This window comes from Bradyrhizobium sp. AUGA SZCCT0222 (genome assembly GCF_018130205.1).
In the GTDB taxonomy this organism is placed as follows: Bacteria; Pseudomonadota; Alphaproteobacteria; order Rhizobiales; family Xanthobacteraceae; genus Bradyrhizobium.
In genome coordinates this window covers 130,282-151,245 of record NZ_JAFCLX010000009.1, presented here as the reverse complement: position 1 = coordinate 151,245, position 20,964 = coordinate 130,282, and the positions used below count along the sequence as shown (strand labels likewise).

Annotated in this window: 18 protein-coding genes; 7 read left to right on the top strand and 11 right to left on the bottom strand. The window is 62.2% G+C overall.

Going from position 1 to position 20,964, the window contains the following annotated elements; all coding sequences use genetic code 11:
- Nucleotides 1-113: 113 nt before the first annotated feature.
- Nucleotides 114-2,702 (top strand): hopanoid transporter HpnN, encoded by a 2,589-nt coding sequence (gene hpnN, locus JQ629_RS10685; RefSeq protein ID WP_212412616.1) that lies wholly within the window; start codon nucleotides 114-116, stop codon nucleotides 2,700-2,702.
- On the opposite strand, the gene JQ629_RS10680 is transcribed toward hpnN, so the two are convergent.
- Nucleotides 2,670-3,365, bottom strand: a complete 696-nt coding sequence (locus JQ629_RS10680) for a DUF2147 domain-containing protein (RefSeq protein WP_212412615.1) — start codon at nucleotides 3,363-3,365, stop codon at nucleotides 2,670-2,672. The two genes, hpnN and JQ629_RS10680, sit on opposite strands and share 33 nt — an antisense overlap.
- Nucleotides 3,366-3,463: 98 nt before the next feature.
- Here JQ629_RS10680 and hpnO point away from each other — a divergent pair, with 98 nt between their 5' ends.
- Both hpnO and JQ629_RS10670 read left to right on the top strand, forming a co-directional pair.
- On the top strand, nucleotides 3,464-4,855 hold the full coding sequence (gene hpnO / locus JQ629_RS10675) for an aminobacteriohopanetriol synthase HpnO (RefSeq protein WP_212412614.1): 1,392 nt from the start codon (nucleotides 3,464-3,466) through the stop codon (nucleotides 4,853-4,855).
- Nucleotides 4,856-5,011: 156 nt separating this feature from the next.
- The gene (locus JQ629_RS10670; protein ID WP_212412613.1) at nucleotides 5,012-5,416 is read left to right on the top strand and encodes a GFA family protein; all 405 of its coding nucleotides are present in this window, start codon (nucleotides 5,012-5,014) and stop codon (nucleotides 5,414-5,416) included.
- A 31-nt stretch (nucleotides 5,417-5,447) separates the two neighbouring features.
- On the opposite strand, the gene JQ629_RS10665 is transcribed toward JQ629_RS10670, so the two are convergent.
- The 10 genes from JQ629_RS10665 to JQ629_RS10620 form a co-directional block, all read right to left on the bottom strand.
- Nucleotides 5,448-6,350 carry an alpha/beta fold hydrolase gene (locus tag JQ629_RS10665; RefSeq protein ID WP_212412612.1) on the bottom strand — a complete coding sequence of 301 codons (903 nt, stop codon included), beginning with the start codon at nucleotides 6,348-6,350 and terminating at the stop codon, nucleotides 5,448-5,450.
- Entirely contained in the window at nucleotides 6,347-7,969 is a 1,623-nt protein-coding gene (locus JQ629_RS10660; RefSeq protein WP_212412611.1) for a GMC family oxidoreductase, read from the bottom strand. The genes JQ629_RS10665 and JQ629_RS10660 overlap by 4 nt, the downstream gene beginning before the upstream one ends.
- Before the next feature lie 165 nt (nucleotides 7,970-8,134).
- Nucleotides 8,135-9,874 carry a nitrilase-related carbon-nitrogen hydrolase gene (locus tag JQ629_RS10655; RefSeq protein ID WP_212412610.1) on the bottom strand — a complete coding sequence of 580 codons (1,740 nt, stop codon included), beginning with the start codon at nucleotides 9,872-9,874 and terminating at the stop codon, nucleotides 8,135-8,137.
- A gap of 49 nt (nucleotides 9,875-9,923) precedes the next feature.
- Nucleotides 9,924-10,619, bottom strand: a complete 696-nt coding sequence (gene urtE, locus JQ629_RS10650; protein WP_212412609.1) for an urea ABC transporter ATP-binding subunit UrtE — start codon at nucleotides 10,617-10,619, stop codon at nucleotides 9,924-9,926.
- Entirely contained in the window at nucleotides 10,619-11,368 is a 750-nt protein-coding gene (gene urtD, locus JQ629_RS10645; protein ID WP_212412608.1) for an urea ABC transporter ATP-binding protein UrtD, read from the bottom strand. Before urtD ends, urtE begins: the two co-directional genes overlap by 1 nt.
- 5 nt (nucleotides 11,369-11,373) lie before the next feature.
- A complete protein-coding gene (gene urtC, locus JQ629_RS10640) occupies nucleotides 11,374-12,528 on the bottom strand; it encodes an urea ABC transporter permease subunit UrtC (RefSeq protein ID WP_212412607.1) in 1,155 nt (384 codons plus the stop codon).
- A gap of 4 nt (nucleotides 12,529-12,532) precedes the next feature.
- The gene (gene urtB, locus JQ629_RS10635) at nucleotides 12,533-13,426 is read right to left on the bottom strand and encodes an urea ABC transporter permease subunit UrtB (protein ID WP_212412606.1); all 894 of its coding nucleotides are present in this window, start codon (nucleotides 13,424-13,426) and stop codon (nucleotides 12,533-12,535) included.
- Between the two features lie 120 nt (nucleotides 13,427-13,546).
- On the bottom strand, nucleotides 13,547-14,794 hold the full coding sequence (locus JQ629_RS10630) for a transporter substrate-binding domain-containing protein (RefSeq protein ID WP_212412605.1): 1,248 nt from the start codon (nucleotides 14,792-14,794) through the stop codon (nucleotides 13,547-13,549).
- A 274-nt stretch (nucleotides 14,795-15,068) separates the two neighbouring features.
- On the bottom strand, nucleotides 15,069-15,677 hold the full coding sequence (locus JQ629_RS10625; protein WP_212412604.1) for an ANTAR domain-containing response regulator: 609 nt from the start codon (nucleotides 15,675-15,677) through the stop codon (nucleotides 15,069-15,071).
- A 15-nt stretch (nucleotides 15,678-15,692) separates the two neighbouring features.
- Complete coding sequence (locus JQ629_RS10620; protein ID WP_212412603.1) at nucleotides 15,693-16,841, bottom strand: transporter substrate-binding domain-containing protein; 1,149 nt, start codon at nucleotides 16,839-16,841, stop codon at nucleotides 15,693-15,695.
- A 226-nt stretch (nucleotides 16,842-17,067) separates the two neighbouring features.
- On the opposite strand from JQ629_RS10620, the gene JQ629_RS10615 reads away from it, so the two are divergent.
- The 4 genes from JQ629_RS10615 (at nucleotide 17,068) to JQ629_RS10600 (ending at nucleotide 20,767) form a co-directional block, all read left to right on the top strand.
- Entirely contained in the window at nucleotides 17,068-18,240 is a 1,173-nt protein-coding gene (locus tag JQ629_RS10615) for a M20 aminoacylase family protein (RefSeq protein ID WP_212412602.1), read from the top strand.
- A gap of 99 nt (nucleotides 18,241-18,339) precedes the next feature.
- Nucleotides 18,340-18,534, top strand: coding sequence for a hypothetical protein (locus tag JQ629_RS10610; protein WP_212412601.1), 195 nt, complete (start codon nucleotides 18,340-18,342; stop codon nucleotides 18,532-18,534).
- 160 nt (nucleotides 18,535-18,694) lie between these two features.
- Nucleotides 18,695-19,867: a M20 aminoacylase family protein gene (locus tag JQ629_RS10605; protein ID WP_212412600.1), complete on the top strand. Its 1,173-nt coding sequence runs from the start codon at nucleotides 18,695-18,697 to the stop codon at nucleotides 19,865-19,867.
- A gap of 15 nt (nucleotides 19,868-19,882) precedes the next feature.
- The gene (locus tag JQ629_RS10600) at nucleotides 19,883-20,767 is read left to right on the top strand and encodes a dienelactone hydrolase family protein (protein WP_212412599.1); all 885 of its coding nucleotides are present in this window, start codon (nucleotides 19,883-19,885) and stop codon (nucleotides 20,765-20,767) included.
- Nucleotides 20,768-20,964: the final 197 nt, after the last annotated feature.

Sequence of the window (20,964 nt, the reverse complement as noted above, 5' to 3'; positions counted from 1 at the left end):
CTATCTGACAGTAACCACAACAATAGATCGCCCGATGTAGATCGCCCCCGGGAACTCCGCTAGACAGCGCACGTTTTCGGCAAGCTCCCTATTAAGACTTAGAAAGAAATGATGTGCTGACCAGCCTGGTTGTCTCAATTGTTAGAACGTGCACGCGGTTTGCCACCCTCATCGTCGTCTTTTCGCTGCTCCTCGCGATTGGCGCGGGCTTTTATGCGGCCCGCAACTTCGTCATCAATACCGACATCAACACGCTGATTTCGCCCGACCTGGACTGGCGCAAGCGCGACAACCAGTTTGAGAAGGCGTTCGATCGCGAAAAGCTGATATTGGCCGTCGTCGAGGGCCCGACCCCCGAGCTCACCAGTGCCGCCGGCAAGGCGCTCGCCGACAAGCTTGCGGGCGACACCAAGAATTTCGAATCGGTGCAGCCGCTCGGTTCCGGCGAGTTCTTCGAGAAGAACGGGCTGTTGTTCCTGCCCGTGGAGGAGGTCGGCAAGGTCGCCGGCCAGCTCGAAGCCGCCGCCCCGCTGATCGAAATCATGGCCGGCGATCCGTCGATCCGCGGTCTGACCGGCGCGCTGGAAACCGGCCTTGCCGGCATCAAGCGCGGCCAGGTCAAGCTCGACAATACGGAACGGCCCTTCAACCAGATCTCGCAGACCGTCGAGAACATCCTGAGCAAGGGAACGGCAACGTTCTCGTGGCGCGAACTTGTCAGCGACAAGCCGCTCGGCGATTCCGACAAGCGCGCCTTCATCGAATTCAAGCCGAAGGTCGACTACAACGCGCTCGAGCCCGGCAAGGAAGCCACCGACGCGATCCGGCAAGCGGCCAAGGAGCTGAATTTCGCGGGCGAGTATGGCGCGCGCGTGCGGCTGACCGGACCGATTCCGATCGCCAATGAGGAATACGCCACCGTCCAGGACGGCGCGATCGTCAACGGCATCGGCACCGTCGTGATCGTGCTCGTGATTCTCTGGATGGCGCTGCATTCAGGCAAGATCATCTTCGCCGTGTTCGTGAACCTGTTCGTCGGCCTTGCGATCACCACGGCGGTCGGCCTGATGATGGTGGGTTCGCTCAACCTGCTGTCGGTCGCGTTCGCAGTGCTGTTCGTCGGCCTCGGCGTGGATTTCGGCATCCAGTTCAGTGTCCGCTACCGTTCGGAGCGCTTCAAGAATGATGACCTGGTGCTCGCGCTGGAGAGCGCGGCCCGCCGCTCGGCGGTCCCGCTGTCGCTCGCGGCGATGGCGACCGCCGCCGGTTTCCTGTGCTTCCTGCCGACCGATTACAAGGGCATTTCCGAACTCGGCAAGATCGCCGGTGCCGGCATGCTGGTGGCGTTCATCACCAGCATCACGACGTTGCCGGCGATGCTGACGCTGCTCAACCCGCCCGGCGAAAGCGAGCCGGTCGGCTATGCCTTCCTGGCGCCGGTCGATGACTTTCTCGAGCGGCATCGCGTCATCATCATCACCGGCACGATATTGGTCGCGCTGGCCGGTCTGCCGCTGCTCTATTTCATGAAGTTCGACTTCAATCCGATCAATCTGCGCAACTCGCAGGTGGAGTCGATCGCGACCTTCCTCGATCTGCGCAAGGATCCGAACACCGGCGCCAACGCCATCAACGTGATGACCAATTCGGACGCCGACGCCAAGAAGATCGAGGCGAAGCTGGAGAAGGTGCCGGAAGTGCTTCGCGTGATGTCGCTCGACAGCTTCGTGCCGGAGGATCAGCCGGCCAAGCTGAAGCTGATCGCGCAGGCCGCCAAGGTGGTGAGCCCGGCGCTCAATCCGGATTCCGTCGATGCGGCGCCGACCGATGCCGAGAACGTCGAGGCGCTCAAGAGCTCGGTCGACAACCTGCGCAAGACCGCCGGCGACGGCAAAGGCCCGGGCGCGGTCGCGGCACGGCGGTTGGCGGATGCGCTGGCGAAGCTGGCCGAATCAACCCAGGCGGTCCGCGACAAGGCGCAGAGTGTTTTCGTCATCCCCCTCAAGATAACCTTCGACCAGCTCAAGAACACGATGCAGGCCCAGCCGGTCACGTTGAAGACCTTGCCGCCCGAACTCGTGAGCAGCTGGAAGACCAAGGAAGGCCTGATGCGCGTCGAGGCGCTGCCGAAGGGCGATCCGAACGACAATGAAGTTCTGCGCAAGTTTGCCGATGCGGTTCTCGCCGCCGAGCCGACTGCGATCGGCGGACCGGTCTCGATTCTCAAATCCGGCGATACCGTCGTCAAGGCATTCATCCACGCCGGCATCTGGGCGCTGATCGTGATCAGCCTGCTGCTCTGGCTGGCGTTGCGGCGGGTCACCGACGTGTTGCTGACGCTGGTGCCGCTGCTGGTGGCCGGCGCCGTGACGATGGAGATATGCGTGCTGATCGGGCTGCCGCTCAACTTCGCCAACATCGTCGCGTGGCCGCTGATGCTCGGCATCGGCGTCGCCTTCAAGATCTATTATGTGACGGCATGGCGCTCGGGCAGAACGAACCTGCTGCAGACCAGCCTGACGCGCGCCATCTTTTTCAGCGCGCTGACGACCGCCACGGCTTTCGGAAGCCTGTGGCTATCCAGTCATCCCGGCACCGCCAGCATGGGTAAATTGCTGGCGCTGTCGCTCATCACCACGCTGGCGGCGGTGCTGCTGTTTCAGCCTGCGCTAATGGGCAAACCGCGCGATATCGGGGAGTAGGCAGATATCGCCGACGGGATCGGCGGCCGCCTGTTTCTGGCCGGCGACGGGCTTTTGACCCGGCGCCTGGCTCACCGCACCGGTGGTCTTCGGCGCGGCGGTTGCCGCCGGCGAGCCGGGCGCGGGCGTCAGACCCGGCGCCGTCGCCGAGGCGCCAGCCTTCGGTGCGCCTGCCGGATTTTTCGGCGCGGCGCCCTTGGCCATGCTGTTGCTGGGGCTTGAGGGAATCGGCGGCCCGACGCGGGTCCAGGTCTCGCCGCCGCACAGGAAGCCGAGCACGCAGCCTTGAATCTCCAACTGGTCGGTTCCGACCGGCTTGATGGTCGAGCTGTAAGACTGTCCGTCCTTGGCGTTGTAGACTTGGCCTTCCCAGGCATCGACGCCGGGTTTCTTCTTCATGTTGATCAGGATCGGCATGCCCAGCGTAGGTCTGCTCTGCTTTGAGGCATCCGGATTATTCGTATCGCGGCCACCCGGCGTCTTCTCCCAGGCGACGGCACCCCACATGTTGCCGTTACATTGTGCTACGCGAATGTTGGCGACGCCATCGGCCACTTTCCAATCGCCTGTGGGGTCGGCGGCCAGTGCGGAAGTAACACCTGTGGCAAAAAAGAATCCGGAAAAAACTATTCTGCGCGCGACAGTTCTTGGGCAGTGCAACATGGTTCAAACCTGCTTATGTAGATTATCCGAGAGGGGTCAAAACGCCGCATTGGGCGTTTTCAGTTGACGAAATGGCCATCAAGCGACGTATGTAGCGAATGCTAAGTTCAAATCTAGACGTTTCCGAGATGTTTGTGGAGCGCCAGGCGCAGCGCAGTTCCATGCATTCGCGCCATCTGAACGAGCAGCTCGTCCGCGTGCTCAAGACGATTGGCTATGATGTCGGCTTTCAGAAGGGTCAAGGTCAATACCTGTTCGATCGTGACGGGGCCCGTTATCTCGACCTACTGAGCGGATTTGGCGTTTTTGCGATTGGCCGCAACCATCCGGCGTTGCGCCATGCGTTGAAAAGCGTGCTCGACGCCGATTTTCCGAATCTGGTGCAGCTCGACGTCTCGACGCTGGCCGGGGTGCTGGCGGAACGTCTGCTCGAACATGTGCCATATCTGGACAAGGTGTTTTTCGCCAATTCCGGCGCCGAAACCGTCGAAGCCGCGATCAAATTCGCCCGTGGCGCCACCGGGCGGCCCGGCATCGTCTCCTGTTCGCACTCCTTTCATGGATTGTCCTACGGCGCCTTGTCGCTAATGGATGATTCGAACTTCCGCAGTGGCTTCGAGCCGCTGTTGCCGGGATGCACCCAGATCCCGTTCAACGATCTCGCCGCCCTCGAACAGGCGCTGTCGTCGCGTCAGGTCGCCGCTTTCATCGTCGAGCCGATCCAGGGCAAGGGCGTCAACCTGCCCACCGACGAGTTTCTGCCGGGCGCTCTTGCGCTATGCCGCAAATACGGCACGCTGTTCATTGCCGATGAAATCCAGACCGGGATCGGCCGCACAGGCAAGTTCTTGGCGGTCGAGCACTGGAACGTCGAACCCGACATGGTGCTGCTGGCAAAAGCGCTGTCCGGCGGACATGTGCCGGTCGGCGCGCTGCTGACGCGCAAGAGCATCTTCGACAAGATCTTCAATCAAATGGACCGCGCGGTCGTGCACGGCTCGACCTTTGCAAAGAACGATCTGGCGATGGCGGCCGGTATCGCCACGCTCGAAGTGATGAAGGCGGAAAAGCTGGTCGAGCAGGCCGCCAAGCGCGGCGCCGAACTTCGGCTGGCGCTGACGCGCATGGTGCCCGGCTACGAATTGCTGAAGGAAGTGCGCGGCAAGGGGCTGATGATCGGCATCGAGTTCGGTCCGCCGAAATCGCTGCGGTTGAAAGCTTCCTGGAACGTGCTCGAGACCGCCAACAAGGGCCTGTTCTGCCAGCTCATCACGGTGCCGCTGTTCAAGGATCACAAGATCCTGACCCAGGTCTCCGGTCATGGTAGCCACACCATCAAGCTGCTGCCACCTCTTGTCATTACTGAAGAAGACTGCCGCTGGATCGAAAAGGCGTTCGACAGCGTCATCGCCTCCAGCCACAAGGTGCCCGGCGCGATCTGGTCGCTCGGCAAGACGCTGGTCGACAACGCCGTGCGGAAGTCGGCGTAACGCCAATACGGAACACCAAAGCGCAGCACGCAATCGCCATCGGGCAAGCGGAAGATCGCTTCTGAATTCCGCGCGGCGTACATGCGTTTATGCCGCAGTTTTCTGCTGATCCGCGCCATAGTATTCTCATCCCGACAAATCACGTGGAGAAGACTGATGCGCATTACCGGCGGCTGTCATTGCGGCGCGATCCGTTACCAGGTGGAAGGCGACCTGATGTTTCATGCGTTGTGTCATTGTGCGGATTGCCGGCGGCACGCCGGCGCGCCGATGGTAAGCTGGGCGATGTACGCCGAAGACGCGGTCAAGGTGACGCAGGGCGAGCCGAAGGTCTACGCGTCTTCCGAACACGGAAGGCGGCAGTTTTGCGCCAATTGCGGAACCGGCCTGTTCTACACCAATGCGAACATGCTGCCCGGAATCATCGACGTGCAAAGCGGCACCTATGACGATCCCGATGCCGTTCCGGTCATGGTGCAAGTCCAGGTCGCCGAGCGGGTCAGCTGGATGGAGCGCGCGCACGAATTGCCGTTATTCGACCGCTACCCTCCGCAGACATAGAAGCGGGCAAGCGACAGGTTGCGACTATCCGTTACCCGGCTTGTGCTTCGAACGCCTTCAGCGCTCGGAGCACGAGTTGGGGCGCTTCCTGCGCGACGCTGTGACCGGCGTTTTCGAACGTCCATTGGCTCGCGGCGGGGAGCAGGGCGAGCGCGCGTGACGCCATCTCCCTGTAGATGGACCAGGATTGCTCGGTGACGGCCACCCGCACCGGACATTCGATCTCGGACAGCCACCCGAACGGATTGCCGCGCGCGTCGCCCGCGTAAACCTGCTCCATCGCCTCCAGGATCGGAAGCAGCACGGCTGACTCAATCTCGGGTGTGCAAAGCAGCCGCACCCGGCCATCGTCTTGCTGCGCGAAGCCGTGCCGGATGTAAGCCCGCAGCGAATTCTCCGTCCATTTTGCAAAGGCCGGCGCGGCGCGATAGCGCGCGAATGCGGCGTCGGCACTTTCGAACTCAGCCTGTCGGCGCAGCGCGCCCTGCACCGCGCTTTTGCCGAAATCGCTCAAGCCATCAGGTCGAGCCGCCCGCGGATCCATCACCGTCGGCTCCATCACAAACAATCGTGCGAAGCGCGCAGGCATCAGTTTCGCCGCCAATAACAGATCGGTCGCGCCCGCACTGTGTCCGATGCCGTAGATATCGGTCAGATCGAGCGCCTCGATCACCCGGCACACATCCTCAGCAAAATCCTGGAAGTGATAGCGGTTGGCCTCAGGCTTGTGGCTGTCGCCATGACCGCGGCGGTCGAGCGCATAGACCGTATAATCCTGTGCGAGTTCGCGGGCGACGTCGTCCCAGACCTCGGCGACAAAGCCGGTGCCGTGCAGCAGCAGGGCAGGCGGCCTGCCTCGATCCTCCGCACCCCATCGCGCCAGCGCGATGCGCGACTCAATATCGCCGATCGAAATCCGAGCCGGGCCCGTCAAGCGCGCGCATCCTCCAAAATCATTGTCGCACCCTTTTCCGCAATCATCGCCGTCGGCGTATTCGTGTTGCCTGACGTGATCGTCGGCATCACCGAGGCGTCGGCGATGCGCAAGGCGGCAATGCCGTGAAAGCGCAGGCGCTCGTCGACGACGGAAGTGGCATCGGAAGCCGATCCCATCTTCGCGGTGCCGACGGGGTGAAAGATCGTGGTGCCGATATCGCCGGCGGCTTTCGCCAACGCCGCATCGTCGTCGCCGACGCTGGGGCCGGGCAGATATTCTTCGGGACGAAACCGCGCCAGCGCCTGTTGCTTCATCAGCCGCCGCGTGGTGCGGATGGCGTCGGCGGCGACCTGACGATCCTCATCGGTCGATAGATAGTTCGGCGCGATCGCGGGCGCCTTGTCGGCCTCTGCGGTTCGGATGCGCACGGTGCCGCGCGAGGTCGGCCGCAGATTGCAGGCGCTGACCGTGATGGCGGGGAAACGGTGCAGGGGATCGCCGAATTTATCGAGCGACAGCGGCTGCACGTGGAACTGGATGTTGGCGCGCTCGCGATGCGGATCGGAGCGCGTGAAGATGCCGAGTTGCGACGGCGCCATGGTCAGCGGACCGCGGCGGCGGAACGCGTAGTCGAACCCCATCAGGCCGCGCCGGAACAGATTGTAATAGGTCTCGTTCAGGGTGCGCACGCCCTCGACCTTGTAGATCGCGCGCTGCTGCAGATGGTCCTGAAGGTTGCGGCCCACGCCCTGGCGATCGAGCGTGACATCGATGCCAAGCGGCGACAGCCAGTCGGCCGGACCAATGCCGGAACGGTGCAGCACCTGCGTCGATCCGATCGAGCCTGCGCAGAGAATGACTTCGCCCTTGGTGCGGGCCTCGACGATCTCGTTGCCCTGCATGAAACGTACGCCGACGGCGCGGCCGTTCTCGACAATCAGCCGGTCCACCAGCACGTTCTTTTCCAGCCGCAGATTCTGGCGGTTCAGCACCGGCTTGAGGAAGCCCCGCGCGGACGACCAGCGGCGGCCGCGCTTCTGGTTGACGTGGAAATAGCTGATGCCTTCATTATCGCCGGTGTTGAAATCGGCGATGCGGCGGATGCCCATCTGCGCGGCGGCGTCGCCGACGGCATCCAGCACTGCCCAGGACAGCCGGGGCGCTTCGATGCGCCAGCCGCCGCCCGCGCCATGATGTTCGCTCTTGCCGAGGAAATGATCTTCGAGCGCCAGGAAGTGCGGCAGCACGTCGTCATAGCCCCAGCCGGTGAGGCCGAGCTGGCGCCAGTGATCGTAATCGGCGGCCTGGCCCCGCATCGAGATCATGGCGTTGATCGCCGACGAGCCGCCGATCACCTTGCCGCGGGGATAGGCCAGCGCGCGGCCGTTGAGGCCGGGCTCCGGCTCGGTCTTGAACATCCAGTCGGAGCGGGGATTGCCGATCGCGAAGAGGTAGCCGACCGGGATGTGAAACCAGATCCAGTTGTCGTTGCCGCCGGCCTCCAGGATCAGCACGCGATTGCTGGGATTGGCCGACAGCCGGTTGGCCATGATGCAGCCGGCCGTGCCTGCGCCGACGACGATATAGTCGAAATCACCTTCAAGCCGCTTCATCATTGTTACCGCGCGACCCCTGAGGCATACGATGCCGGGGTCGAATTCGATCTGCAGGATTGGCCGCGCGTCACGTCCAGTGAACGGCGGTACCGTCGCGGACGATCAATAAACGAATCCGGGCAAAAGCGAACCCTTTCGTTTCGGCAGCGGGCAATTTCCGCCGCTCTATTGATGCCATTTCACCAGAGCGGGATAATGGTGCGGCAGGCGCATCATCACGAGATCCTTTCGGCGAACGATGTTCGTCGGGTAGGGCGTATCGAGGTTCGTCGTATCGACGCTTGCCGCTGCAAATCCCTCATCGTCGAGGATGGCAGACTCCTGGCGTGGAAATGCAAACGCATCCGGGCCGAATACCGCGCTTTTTCCCAGGTAGCCGCGATCAGGATCGTAGACGTTCGCAAATGCAAAATAGACGTTGCTTTCGCCGCCGCGCACGCGAAAGGCGTGCCAATGGTGGGGATCGGCGCCGGTCGGGATCGGGTAGTTGTGGCGTATGCTGGTCCCCTCGTGCGCTCCGGTAAATTGTCCGGCAATGGCGGCCGGGCAAGCGACGAGGTCGCAGCCGAGCAGCGAGAGCGAACGCACCGCCTCGGGGAAGAGGGCGTCGTGCCCGATCAGCAGGCCGACCCTTCCGATTGGAAGGTCGAACACTTTCCAGTCCGAACCGGCGCTGGCCCAGACCTTGTCGCGCGCGTTCAGATGAATCTTGCGGTAGCTGCCGACCAGCCCTTCGGGGCCGGCCAGAACGGCGGTGTTGAATAGCCCTTCAGCGGCCCGCTCCGCGAAACCGGCGATAATGTGTACCCGCAACCGTGCCGCCAGGCGGACAAGACGCGTGACCGCCTGATCCTTGATGTCAAGCGCGCGGCCACCGGGTGCGCCGATCCCGGTCATCGATAGTTCGGGGAATACAATGAGGTCAGGCTTTTCCTGAGCAACGGCCTCCTTGGCCAAGACCTCAATGCGCGCGAGATTCTGTTCGACATCGTCAGTTGGCGTAAATTGCACGACGGCGGCGCGCGACAATTGCCCGGGAGGCAGCGGCTGGTAGCCATAGAGCTTGAAGAAGTCGCGCGGATTCCAGGTGAAGCTGTTCGTCATCAGGTTGGCATAAAGCTCGGGACGACGGTCCTCGAAGATCGGCTCCGACAACACCTCCCGCCGGCGCGCCCTGGCGAGATCGATCTCGCCATGCACGATACCGTCACCGCTATCCAGCACCGCCTGAACATTGCCGTCCGGTTCGATGATGCAGCTTCCACCGCTGAACTGCACCGTGCGCTCGAGGCCCCAGCGGTTGCTCTCGATGACGTAGCAGCCATTTTCGAACGCGCGGTTGATCCAGTACGGCGCCGGCGCCCGTTCCTGCAACCAGTTGCTGATGTGGCAGATCACATCTGCCCCAGCCAGTGCTTCCAGCCGCGCGGTCTCGAAGAAATGCAGGTCCATGCAGACCAGTAGCGCAATGCGTCCGATCTCGGTCTCGAACACGATATGGGCGATGTCTCCCGACGCGGCCCATTTCGGTTCGGAAATATAGGGATGGGACTTGCGGTGCTTGCCGACAACGCCGGACGGCCCGATCAGGACTGCCGTGTTGTAGTAAAGGTCCGTGGAGGCGTCGACCTCGGGCATGCCAACGACGATGTAGCAGCCGAATTGCTTTGCAAGCGAATGAAATACGTCGGTGGTCGGACCGGGTACGGTTTCCACGAAAGGCTTCACTTCCGCCCTGTCATACCAGCAATAGCCGGTGGTGCCCATTTCGGGGGTGACGATCAGGCGCGCGCCTGCCGCCGCGGCTTCGCTCGTCATCTCCAGCAAGCGCTGGATGTTGCGCTCCTTTTCAAACATCGTCGGCTCGAACTGGATGGATGCCGCCTTGAAACGCTCTGATGCCATTGCCTTACCTCTGTCACGCCGCCACGGCGGATACCGAAAGTTCTAAGATTCAAATCGCCATTCTCAGGTGCACAAGCTCTTCCGTGAGCTGCGATACCGGCCCCTCCGCCACCACACGTCCCTTTTCCATCATCGCGAACTGGTGCGAGGCGCGGCGGACGAATTCGATGTTTTGTTCGACCAGCACGATGGTGAGGCCGATCTCGCGATTGAGGCGAATAATCGTCTGCTCGATTTCCTCGACGATCGACGGCTGGATTCCCTCATTGGGCTCGTCAAGCAGCAGCACATCCGGTTCCGAGGCCAGCGCCCGGGCGATGGCCAGTTGCTGCTGCTGTCCGCCGGACAGCACGCCGCCCAGCCGGTCCATGTTCTGCAGCAGATACGGAAACAGCTCGCCGACCAGCGGGGGAATGACGCGTTTGCCGTCGGTCCTGGCGAACGTTCCGAGCAGGATGTTTTCGCGAATGGTGAAGTCCGGAATGATTTCCCGGCCCTGCGGCACATAGGCGAGGCCGGCGCGGGCGCGGCGGAAGGTCGGCTCATGGGTGATGTTCGTTCCGTCGAGTTCGATCTTTCCCGCGGTCTTGTCGGTCATGCCCATCAGGGTTTTCAGCAGCGTCGTTTTGCCAACGCCGTTGCGGCCGAGCACCGTGGTGATCCGCCCCTTGTCGAAGCTGAGCGTGACGTCATGCAGAACGTGGCTGCGTCCGTAGAAGCTGTGAATGTTCGACAGGCTCAGCATCAGGAGATACTCCGCGATCCCAAATACGCCCGCCTGACGGCCTCATTGGTTTCAATCGATGCAATGTCGCCTTCTGCCAGCACCTCGCCGAGATGCAGCACGGTGATGCGTTCGGCGATCTCGCGCACGAACGCCATGTCGTGTTCGACGACGAGCAGGGTGTGCCGCCCGCGCATGCTGTTGATGATGGTTGCGGTCTTTTTGGTTTCGGCCGCCGTCATGCCCGCAGTCGGTTCATCGAGCAGGATGACTTTCGGGTCCTGAAGCATCAGCAGGCCGAGCTCGAGCCATTGGGTTTGGCCGTGGCTCAGATAAGCGGCCGTCACGTCGGCCTTGTCCCGGAGATCGACAATGGCGAGCACCTCTTCGATTCGTGCGAGAGCTTGCCTGGAAAAGCCGAATCCGAGGTTTGCGAACACCGAGGGATTGCGGCAAGAGGCGACCTCGAAATTCTGGCGGACGGTGAGTTCGCGGAATACGCTGGGAATCTGGAATTTCCTGCCGATCCCGGCCCGGGCAATCCGGTGCTCCTGCCAGTTGGTGATTTCGGTGTCGTAAAGGTGGATGTGTCCGCTGGTGCTGTGCGTGCGGCCGGAAATCAGATCCATCAGCGTTGTCTTGCCGGCGCCGTTGGCGCCGAGCAGTACGCGCAGTTCTCCCTCGGCAATCGTCATGGTGACGTTGTTGACGGCTTTGACGCTGCCGAAGCTGACTTCAAGCCCGTCGATCGTGAGCGCGGTGGCTGTCATGGCGCTCACCCGCGCTCTGCAAGGGCGTCGCGGCTTTCCGCCACCAGCCCTTCATCGGAGGCCGCCTCCGTGGCAGGCGCCCGCCAGCGGTCGAGAAGATCGTGTGCAAATCCGCCAAGGCCCCGCGGCAGATACAGCACCACGAGGACGAAGATCAGCCCGACCACGGCTTTCCAGACCTCCACCAAAGCCTTGGTCTCGCTGACCTTGGCCTCGATCATGTTGATGAGGATGGCGCCAACGCAGGCCCCGAGGATCGAGGATCGTCCGCCCACCGCAGCCCACACCACCATCGTGATCGAAAACGACAGGTCCATGAATGTGGGGGAGGCGAACTCCGAGACCATCACGTAGAGCATTCCCGCGAAGCCACAGATCGCCGCCGACACCACGAAAAAGAAAATCTGGTAGCTCGGAACGTCCAGCCCGAGATAGCGCGCGCGGGTCTCGTCATCCCGCGTCGCCTGAAGGATGAGGCCGGCCCGCGTGCTGACCAGAAGTCGCGCACCGACGAGAACCAGCGACAGCGCGATGGCGACCAGGTAGTACGTCGCACGGCTGTAGGGGTCGAACTGAAACGCCCCGATCGTCAGCCAGGCGAGGTCGGTGAGCCCGTTGAAGCCGTTGGTCAGCGGCTGCGCATCGATGACGAGCAGGCGCACCAGCAACACCAGCGCCAGGGTGATGATCGAAACGAAGACGCCGGAAATCCGGTTACGGAACACGATCATTCCGGTGATGGTGGCAATCGCCACCGGCAACACGATGCCCATGGCCACGCCAAACCATTGGCTTTGAAACGGAAGCCATATGAAAGAGCCCTTGTTGATGCAGCATAGTTGCGTCAGCGCGCCGGGCTCGGCGTTCCACAGCATGAAGTCGGGGACCGGCGTGTCGGATCCCTGTTGCAGACTGGTCGGACTAGCAAGCTTCAGTGACATTGCCAGCATGTAGGCGCCGGCGCCAAAAAACAGTCCCTGACCCAGATTGAGGATGCCGGCGTATCCCCAGGACAGCGCGACGGCGACGCCGAGCATGCCGAACACCAGGTATTTTGCGATCCTGTTCAGCCAGAACTCGTCCAGCATCAGCGGCGCCAGCAGAATGGCGGCGACGAAGAGCCCGTAGAGCAGAAAATCGTATCTTTGCCTCGATGCCATGACTCTAGCGGCCCCTGAACGAGAAAAGGCCCTTGGGCTTCACGACAATGATGAGAATGACGACGCCGAATATGACGGCACGGGCGATCGTGTCGTTCTTGAGCGCGGCCACCACGCTGTTGATCTCGCCGAGCAGTCCGGCTGACAGCACCGATCCCAGCAGGCTTCCGACACCGCCGACCACGACGACCAGGAATCCATCGACCACCATGGGCGTGCCCATGTCGGGGAATACCGTCTTGAAACCCGACATCATGACGCCGGCTATTCCGGCGAGGCCCGAGCCAAAGGCGAAGGTGAGGGCGTTGACGCGCGCGACGTCGACGCCGCAGGCCGCCGCCATTTTCGGGTTCCGGATGATGGCGCGGACCTGCATTCCGATCGAGGTCCGCTGCAACAAAAACCAGGTCACGGCCGCAAGGGCGGCGGTGACGACAATGATGAAGGCGCGATAGGTGTTGATTTCCACACCAGCCAGATGAAACGTGCCCTGCAGGACGGCCGGCACCGGCACGTTCTGAAGACCGGGCCCCAGGCCCTCGACGTGAATGCCGAAGAACGACAGGCCGAATTCAAGCCTGATCGCCTGCTGTATCAGGATGGCGACGCCCCATGTGGCCAGCAACGTATCCAGCAGCCTGCCATAGAGCCGGCGGACGATGACGCGCTCGATGACCAGGCCGACGATCGCGGTGACGACGAAGGCGATCGGAATTGCCATCACGATGTTGGCGTCCAGCCAGATGCGCGACAGCACGGCGGTGTAGGCGCCGAGCATCACCATCTCGCCATGGGCCATGTTGATGACCCCCATCGCGCCATAGGTGATCGCAAGTCCGAGCGCCACCAGCAGCAGGATCGAGCTCAGGCTCAGGCCGATAAACATCGTGTCGATCATGTCGTGTCTACTTTCGAAGGAGCCGGACCGTGCACCGAACATCTTCCAGCCAGGGCGCGTTGGGGTGCGAGGTGCGCCCCGGCTGGAATGTCTTTTCGATGTGGCCGGGCTTCCAGCTTCTTATTTCAGCTTGGCGGTTTCCAGCCCCTTCGCCGTGCAGAACAGATCGCTTTCCGTTTCACCATAGGCCGAATAGGCGAGCGGCTTGATCGGCTCCGGCCAGGCGTCGACCACCTTGCTTTGGCCGTCCGGCTGCCACTGGCCGACCCGCGGCGTCAGCCAGCAATGCAGATTGTCGGCGTCGATTTTGACCTTGCCGCCCGGCGCGTCGTAGGTCTGGCCGCGGATGCCATCGCGAATGCCGTCCGCGGTAACCTGTCCCGACTTCTCGATCGCCTGCTTCCAGAGGAAGACCTGGAAATAGGCCGCCTCCAGCGAGTGGTAGGTCACCGCTTTCGGATCCTTGGTGAACTTCCTGAAGTCTTCGATGAACTTCTTGTTGGCCGGCGTGTCGATCGACATGAAATAGGGGAACGACGTGTAGCTGCCGGCGGCGTATTCGGGGCCCATCGCCGCGATCTCGATTTCGGAAGTGACGGTCGCGCAGATCGGGATCGTCGCCTGCGAGAGACCTTGATTCTTGAACTCCCGGTAGAAGGCGATGATGGAATCGCCGACCACGTTGGAAAGAACGACGTCGGCGCCCGAATCCTTGATCTTCTTGACCATGCTCGCCCATTCGGAATGGCCGAGTTCGAGATATTCGTCGCCGGTCCATTGCGCGCCGGCGGCCTCGATCAGCTTCTTGCTGACTTTGGCCATCTCGCGCGGATAGACGTAGTCCGATCCGACGATGAAGAACTTCTTCTTGCCGAGCGTCTTGGCGATCCACGGAATATACTTGCCGAGCTGCTGGTTCGGTACCGCGCCGGAATAGACGACGTTGCGTGAACACTCGAACCCCTCGTAGTGGGTCTGGTAGAACAGCATGGCGTTTCGCCGTTCGAAGATCGGCAGCACCGCCTTGCGGCTGGCCGAGGTGTGGCATCCGAACACGGTTGCCACGCGATCCTGAATGACGAGCTTGGAAGCTTTTTCGTTGAAGGTTTTTGGATCGGACGCGCCGTCCTCGACGATGACTTCGACCTTCCGGCCGAGGACGCCGCCTGCCGCATTGATCTCGGATACGGCCATCTGCACCGCGCTCGCCAGCAGCTTTTCAACGATCGACAGGCCGCCGGTCTGCGAGTAGAGCGCGCCCACCTTGATCGGGTCGGCTGCAAAGGCCTGGCTGATCACAGAAGGCGATGCGACCGCGGCCGAGGTGATCGCCGCCGTCTTTAAAAAGTCACGTCTGTTGAAGGACATCTTGTTCCCCTGGTTTGTGCGAAGCTTCGGGCACTGCTGAAATGACTCAGCGTGATGACTGGTTTGGAAAGACGCTGACGTCTCTGTCAGCCGGCAACAAAAAACCCGCAGGACCGGGTCAACGGTCTGCGGGCAACTCTGCCACCTGCGGTTCGGAGAACATTCCGCCGCTACGTCAAGACGTGGCCTCGTTGTGAGGGGACGTCCTGACGGCGCCCATGAGGGGCACTATCAACGTCAATATGCTAATCTGCTCTCGCGTTCATTTGCAAGCCTAATCTGCTTGCGCTCTGCTGCGTAACATATCTTCCGACCTGATGATCAGATTGGCAACCTCGTCCACCGGAACGCGGCTCGCCATCGCTCGATTTCGTATCTCGTGATAGGCTTCAGCCTCGCTGAGCCTGCTGCTCGACATCAGGATCGCTTTTGCCTTCGCCATTCTTTGATCGCCAAGCAGCCGGCGCTTGTACTTGCGCGCTTGCTTGCTGAGCGCCTGTTGCTGCAGCCAGAGATTTCGCGCGATCGCCAGGTTCGTCAGCAGCCCGAACGGTTTCAGCGGCCGCTCGATGACGGCCAGCGCCCCGCTTTCGAGAACGATCTGCAATGTCGACGGATTTTCGTAAGAGACGATCGCCAGGATGGTCGGCGCCGGCTGGGCGATGGATTTGAGCAGCCGTTCGGTTTCGGGACGCGTCTCGTCGTCGATCGAAAGAAACAGCACATCCGTATGCGCAGGCAGTTCGGTGGGGACGGGCCAGCGGCAATTCACCGTGCATCCGATCCGCCGCAGATGATCGACCAGAAACTCTCCCTCAGCGTCCAAAGGGTGGATGACGAGAACGTTGAGGTCCCGCAGGTCTTTCAATAGCGCGACGGACACTTGAACGGCTCTCCGCTACATTCGCACGGGCTGCGGCACGGGCTCGGATGAACCCAGCCGATGCTCCAGCATGAAGGGATCAGGCTGAACCCGGGCCGTGGGTTCGTGCACGATTTCATATTCGCCTCGCGCATTGACCTTGGCGACGCGGGGCCACAAATGCGTATGGTTGTTGCGCCGTTCGATCTTCACATTTCCCTGCGGCGCCTCGAATTCCACCTCATAGAGCGCCGGCAGCAGTTCGCTGTAGCGATCGCTGCCCGCTCGTTCCAGCGCGGCGGCATAGAGGAAGACCTGAAAATACGCGGCTTCCGCCGGCGCGGTCACCGGCGTATCCGGTCCGCAAGCCTCGCGGTAGGCCCGGACGAATGCCTGCGCCTGCGCATTGCCGAGCGTCGAGAAGAACGGCGCGGCGGTGATATGCCCGCGGATCACCTCCGGCGCCATTTGGACGAGATCGGCCTCGCTGGTGGACAGGCTTGCGACCGGCGTCTTGGACATGTCGAGGCCGGACTGAACCAGTGCGTTGAAGCACGGAATGATGCCGGCGCCGACGATGGTCGAATAGATGACATCCGGCTTGCTGGCTTTGACGCGCTGGATGATCTTTTCGATATGAAGCGGAGTCAATTCCAGCGGCACGTAAAGCTCGTCGAGGACCTCGCCGCCGGCCTGAAGAAACAGATCGGCGATAATGCGATTTGATTCGTAAGGGTAAACGTAGTTCGAGCCTACCAGGAAGACCCGGCGGCCGTAATTGTTGGTGAGATAGTCGACGAGCTGGACCGAGTTCTGGTTGGGAGAGGCGCCGGTGTAAATGCAATTGCGCGAATATTCGAAGCCTTCATACAGCGTGGGATAGAACAGCAGGGCGCCGCGCGCTTCAATGATGGGAAGCGCCGCTTTGCGCGTACTGGACATGTGGCAGCCGAAGATCATACGGACGTGATCTTCATCGCACAGCCTGACGGCCAGCTCGCGGTATTGATGCGGGACCGAGCCGGGGTCGTAGCAAATCGGTTCGATCGGCTTGCCGCGCACGCCGCCGGCGGCATTGATCTGCTGGATCGCCAGCAGGGTCGCCGCGCGCTGCGTTCTCTCGATCGCAGCGGTAACGCCGGTTTCGGAAAACAAAACGCCTACTCGCCAGCTGCCTGCGTCCATTGCATCCGTCCAAAAAACAAAAAGCTCCCGCCCGTTGCCGGTCGAGAGCTACCCTGCTCATGAGGTACGGCCAAACCTGCCGTTACTACGGCCAATCATGCCGTCGTCGGCAGCTTAGCGAGTTCAGGTCGGGCTGGCAACGGCAGTTTGCCCGGCGGATGTTTGGGTGGTTCGCGTCTTGCATGCTACAGAGGCACAAACGTTCAACCAGAAAACGATCAGTTCCATGCCCATTGTCAACCGCGTCGCCGATCTGCAACCCGATATCCAGGCTTGGCGCCGCGATATCCATCAACACCCCGAGTTGTTGTACGAGGTGCACCGCACGGCGGCGCTGGTGGCGGACCGGCTGCGGGAATTCGGCTGCGACGAGGTGGTCACCGGTCTTGGCCGCACCGGCGTGGTCGGCGTCATCAAGGGCAACAGGCCCGCCGGCACGGGCGAGGTGAAGGTGATCGGGCTGCGCGCCGACATGGATGCGCTGCCGATCGAGGAAGCGACCAACCTGCCTTATGCTTCGAAGAACCCGGGCCTGATGCACGCCTGCGGCCATGATGGCCACACCGCCATGCTGCTCGGGGCGGCGCGCTATCTTGCCGAGACGCGCAATTTCGCAGGCGATGCGGTGGTGATCTTCCAGCCGGCCGAAGAGGGCGGCGCGGGGGCTGTTGCCATGATCGAGGACGGGCTGATGGACCGTTTCGGCATCGAGCAGGTTTACGGCATGCACAATGGTCCGGGCATTCCGGTCGGCAGCTTCGCCATTCGCCCCGGTCCGATCATGGCCGGAGGTGATGCCGTCGCCATCCGGATCGAGGGGCGCGGCGGGCATGCCGCGCGTCCGCACAAATGCATCGACTCCGTGCTGGTCGGCGCGCAGCTGATCAATGCGCTGCAGTCGATCGTGTCGCGCAGCGTCGATCCCCTGGAATCGGCGGTCATTTCGATCTGCGAGTTTCACGCCGGCAATGCCCGCAACGTGATCCCGCAAACCGCTGAACTGGCAGGTACCGTCCGGACCCTGGACGCCGAAGTGCGGAAACTGGTGGAAAAGCGCGTGCGCGAGGTCGTCGCCGGGGTGGCGCAGATCACCGGCGCGAAGATCGACCTGACCTACAACCGCGGCTACCCGGTGACGGTCAACCATGTCCCGCAGACCGACGTCGCTGTCCGGGCCGCCCGGGAAATTGCCGGCGAGGCCAATGTGAACGAGATGCCGCCGCTGATGGCCGGCGAGGATTTCGCCTTCATGCTGGAACAGCGGCCGGGTGCGCTGATCTTCTGCGGCAACGGCGACAGCGCGGGGCTGCATCACCCCGAATACAATTTCAACGACGAGGCGCTCGTGTTCGGCACCTCATACTGGATCAAGCTGGTCGAGAACACGCTGGCGGCGTGAGGCCGTTCACGGGCATTTCAACGAGATCGGCTTGACGGCTGGCCGCCGCGCGACCAGCTTTGTGCTATGCCTTCCGCAAGGCAGCATCGGGGCCTGCAAATGAGCGCCAACTCGACCTTCGTATTGCTGATGATCGGAACGGTCGTTTCGATCTATCTTGCCGGCCGGCTCGCCGAGCGCCGCGGACGCAGCTTCAAGGTTTGGGCGTGGATTGCTGCGTTCATTGGGCCGCTGGCACTCCCTCTGGTGTTCCTGTTTCCGAACCTGCACCGCAGGAACGGCGGCCCGGCCTGAGGGCCGCCGACGCGCAAAGCGTTAAGGCGGGCAAGCCCGCCCGGGGGACCCCCTTGGCAAGCGCCCCGGATGGATAGGGCCTCTGCGGCAGGGTGCTGGGTGGAGTGCGTCTTGCATGCTAGACAGGGCAGGCGTTCAACCCGGAAGCAGAGAATTTGCAATGCCCATCGTCAACCGTGTCGCCGACCTCCAACCCGATATTCAGGCCTGGCGCCGCGATATCCATCAACACCCCGAACTGCTCTATGATGTGCACCGCACTGCGGCATTCGTGGCGGATCGCTTGCGCGAATTCGGCTGCGACGAGGTCACGACCGGCCTTGGCCGTACCGGCGTGGTCGGTGTCATCAAGGGCAAGAAGCCGGCCGGCAAGGGCGACATCAAGGTGATCGGGCTGCGCGCCGACATGGACGCGCTGCCGATCGAGGAGGCGACCAACCTGCCTTATGCCTCCAGGAATCCCGGCAAGATGCATGCCTGCGGCCATGACGGCCACACCGCGATGCTGTTAGGGGCCGCCCGCTATCTCGCCGAGACCCGCAATTTCGCCGGCGATGCGGTCGTGATCTTCCAGCCCGCCGAAGAGGGGGGCGCGGGCGCCGACGCGATGATCAAGGACGGCCTGATGGACCGTTTCGGCATCGAGCAGGTCTTTGGCATGCACAATGGTCCGGGCATTCCGGTCGGCAGCTTCGCCATTCGCACCGGTCCGATCATGGCGGCGACCGATGAACTCGACATCAAGATCACCGGGCTCGGCGGCCACGCGGCGCGCCCGCACATCTGCATCGATTCCGTGCTGGTTGGCGCACAGGTGGTCACCGCGCTGCAGTCGATCGTGTCGCGCAGCATCGATCCGCTGGAGTCGGCGGTGATTTCCGTCTGCGAATTCCAGGCCGGCAACGCCCGCAACGTGATCCCGCAAACGGCCGAATTACGCGGCACGATCAGGACGTTGACTCCCGAAGTTCGTGCATTGGTCGAAAAGCGGGTGACCGAGGTGGTTGCCGGTGTGGCGCAGATCACCGGCGCCAAGATCGACCTCACCTACAAGCGCGGTTATCCCGTCACGGTGAACCATGCTTCGCAAACCGAGTTCGCCACGCGGATCGCCAGGGAGATCGCCGGCGAGGCCAATGTGCACGAGACCCCGCCGTTGATGGGCGCGGAGGACTTTTCCTACATGCTGGAAGCGCGGCCGGGCGCGTTCATCTTCTGCGGCAATGGCGACACCGCGGGCCTGCATCACCCCGAATATAATTTCAACGACGAGGCGATCGTCCACGGCACGTCGTACTGGATCAAGCTGGTGGAGAACGCGCTGCCGGCGTGAGGGTGCGAGACCGTCATGGACAGACATGTTCTCATGACGCTGCTCGGACCGTTCCCCACGAGCATCCCGCCGGAACCGGTGCTGCGGGATGCGGTGGACTGCGGTACCTACGTTCGGAGCGCCGTAGACTATTTCGTGGAGCCGCACGAACGCGTCTCGGCGTTCCTGTTGATGCCGAAGACCCTGAACGCTCCGGCCCCTGCCGTGATTTGCCATCATCAGCACGCGGGTCAGTTTGACCTCGGCAAGAGCGAGGTCGTGGGTCTCGCGGGTGACCCTCAACAAGCCATCGCGCCCGAGTTGGCGGCGCGTGGATATGTGGTCATTGCGCCCGATGCCCTCGCATTTGAGGATCGAAACTGGAGCTATCCGACTGGACAAGCGGAATATTTTGAACTCGCAAGCCGCCTGGTTCGCGGGGAAACGCTGCTCGCAAAAGTGCTCCACGATGCCAGCGCGGCCATTGATGTGCTGGAATGCCTGCCGGAGGTCGATCCGAAACGGATCGGATTTGTCGGTCATTCCTACGGCGGCCGGATGGCGATCTGGGCCCCGGCGATCGACAGCCGCATCCGCGCGTCCGTCTCCAATTGCGGGTGTGTGAACTACGAGCGGTCACTGGTCCGAGAAGCTGGCGTGCAGATGGAGTTTTGTGTTCCCGGAATCCTGCAACATGGCGACGTCGAGGACGTGGCCCGTTTGGTTGCTCCCCGCGCACTCCGTATTCAGGCGACTGACGCCGACAAATGGTCGGCAGGTGCCCAGGAGCTTTTTGACTCCGTCCGCCATTCGTTTCCTGAAGGCGCGCTTGAGCTGGAGGTTTGGCCCGGAGGCCACGTCTTCAGCCAGGAGATGCGTAACGCCGCCTGCAACTTTCTGGACCGACACTTGCGGTCTTGATGGCCGCACCGGGCTGCCGGCGTGACGGCGGAGCGCATCCACTTGAACCTCCACGGCAACTTGAGAGAACGCCTGCATGTCCATGCAGGCGTTTTGTTTTTACGAAATGATCGAGGGCGTTTGGGACGAAGCGGATACCGGTTCGCGTAACAAATGATGCGTATGAATCGCGAGCTTCGGTTCTACTTCAAGAGCCG

What these genes read in the sequence shown, in the direction of transcription:
- urtB (WP_212412606.1), bottom strand. Translation starts at nt 13,426, where the DNA reads ATGATCGACACGATGTTTATCGGCCTGAGCCTGAGCTCGATCCTGCTG.
- JQ629_RS10610 (WP_212412601.1), top strand. Translation starts at nt 18,340, where the DNA reads ATGAGCGCCAACTCGACCTTCGTATTGCTGATGATCGGAACGGTCGTT.
- JQ629_RS10600 (WP_212412599.1), top strand. Translation starts at nt 19,883, where the DNA reads ATGGACAGACATGTTCTCATGACGCTGCTCGGACCGTTCCCCACGAGC.
- JQ629_RS10680 (WP_212412615.1), bottom strand. Translation starts at nt 3,365, where the DNA reads ATGTTGCACTGCCCAAGAACTGTCGCGCGCAGAATAGTTTTTTCCGGA.
- JQ629_RS10605 (WP_212412600.1), top strand. Translation starts at nt 18,695, where the DNA reads ATGCCCATCGTCAACCGTGTCGCCGACCTCCAACCCGATATTCAGGCC.
- JQ629_RS10670 (WP_212412613.1), top strand. Translation starts at nt 5,012, where the DNA reads ATGCGCATTACCGGCGGCTGTCATTGCGGCGCGATCCGTTACCAGGTG.
- JQ629_RS10660 (WP_212412611.1), bottom strand. Translation starts at nt 7,969, where the DNA reads ATGATGAAGCGGCTTGAAGGTGATTTCGACTATATCGTCGTCGGCGCA.
- JQ629_RS10620 (WP_212412603.1), bottom strand. Translation starts at nt 16,841, where the DNA reads ATGGACGCAGGCAGCTGGCGAGTAGGCGTTTTGTTTTCCGAAACCGGC.
- urtD (WP_212412608.1), bottom strand. Translation starts at nt 11,368, where the DNA reads ATGACAGCCACCGCGCTCACGATCGACGGGCTTGAAGTCAGCTTCGGC.
- urtC (WP_212412607.1), bottom strand. Translation starts at nt 12,528, where the DNA reads ATGGCATCGAGGCAAAGATACGATTTTCTGCTCTACGGGCTCTTCGTC.
- JQ629_RS10630 (WP_212412605.1), bottom strand. Translation starts at nt 14,794, where the DNA reads ATGTCCTTCAACAGACGTGACTTTTTAAAGACGGCGGCGATCACCTCG.
- JQ629_RS10615 (WP_212412602.1), top strand. Translation starts at nt 17,068, where the DNA reads ATGCCCATTGTCAACCGCGTCGCCGATCTGCAACCCGATATCCAGGCT.
- hpnO (WP_212412614.1), top strand. Translation starts at nt 3,464, where the DNA reads ATGCTAAGTTCAAATCTAGACGTTTCCGAGATGTTTGTGGAGCGCCAG.
- JQ629_RS10655 (WP_212412610.1), bottom strand. Translation starts at nt 9,874, where the DNA reads ATGGCATCAGAGCGTTTCAAGGCGGCATCCATCCAGTTCGAGCCGACG.
- urtE (WP_212412609.1), bottom strand. Translation starts at nt 10,619, where the DNA reads ATGCTGAGCCTGTCGAACATTCACAGCTTCTACGGACGCAGCCACGTT.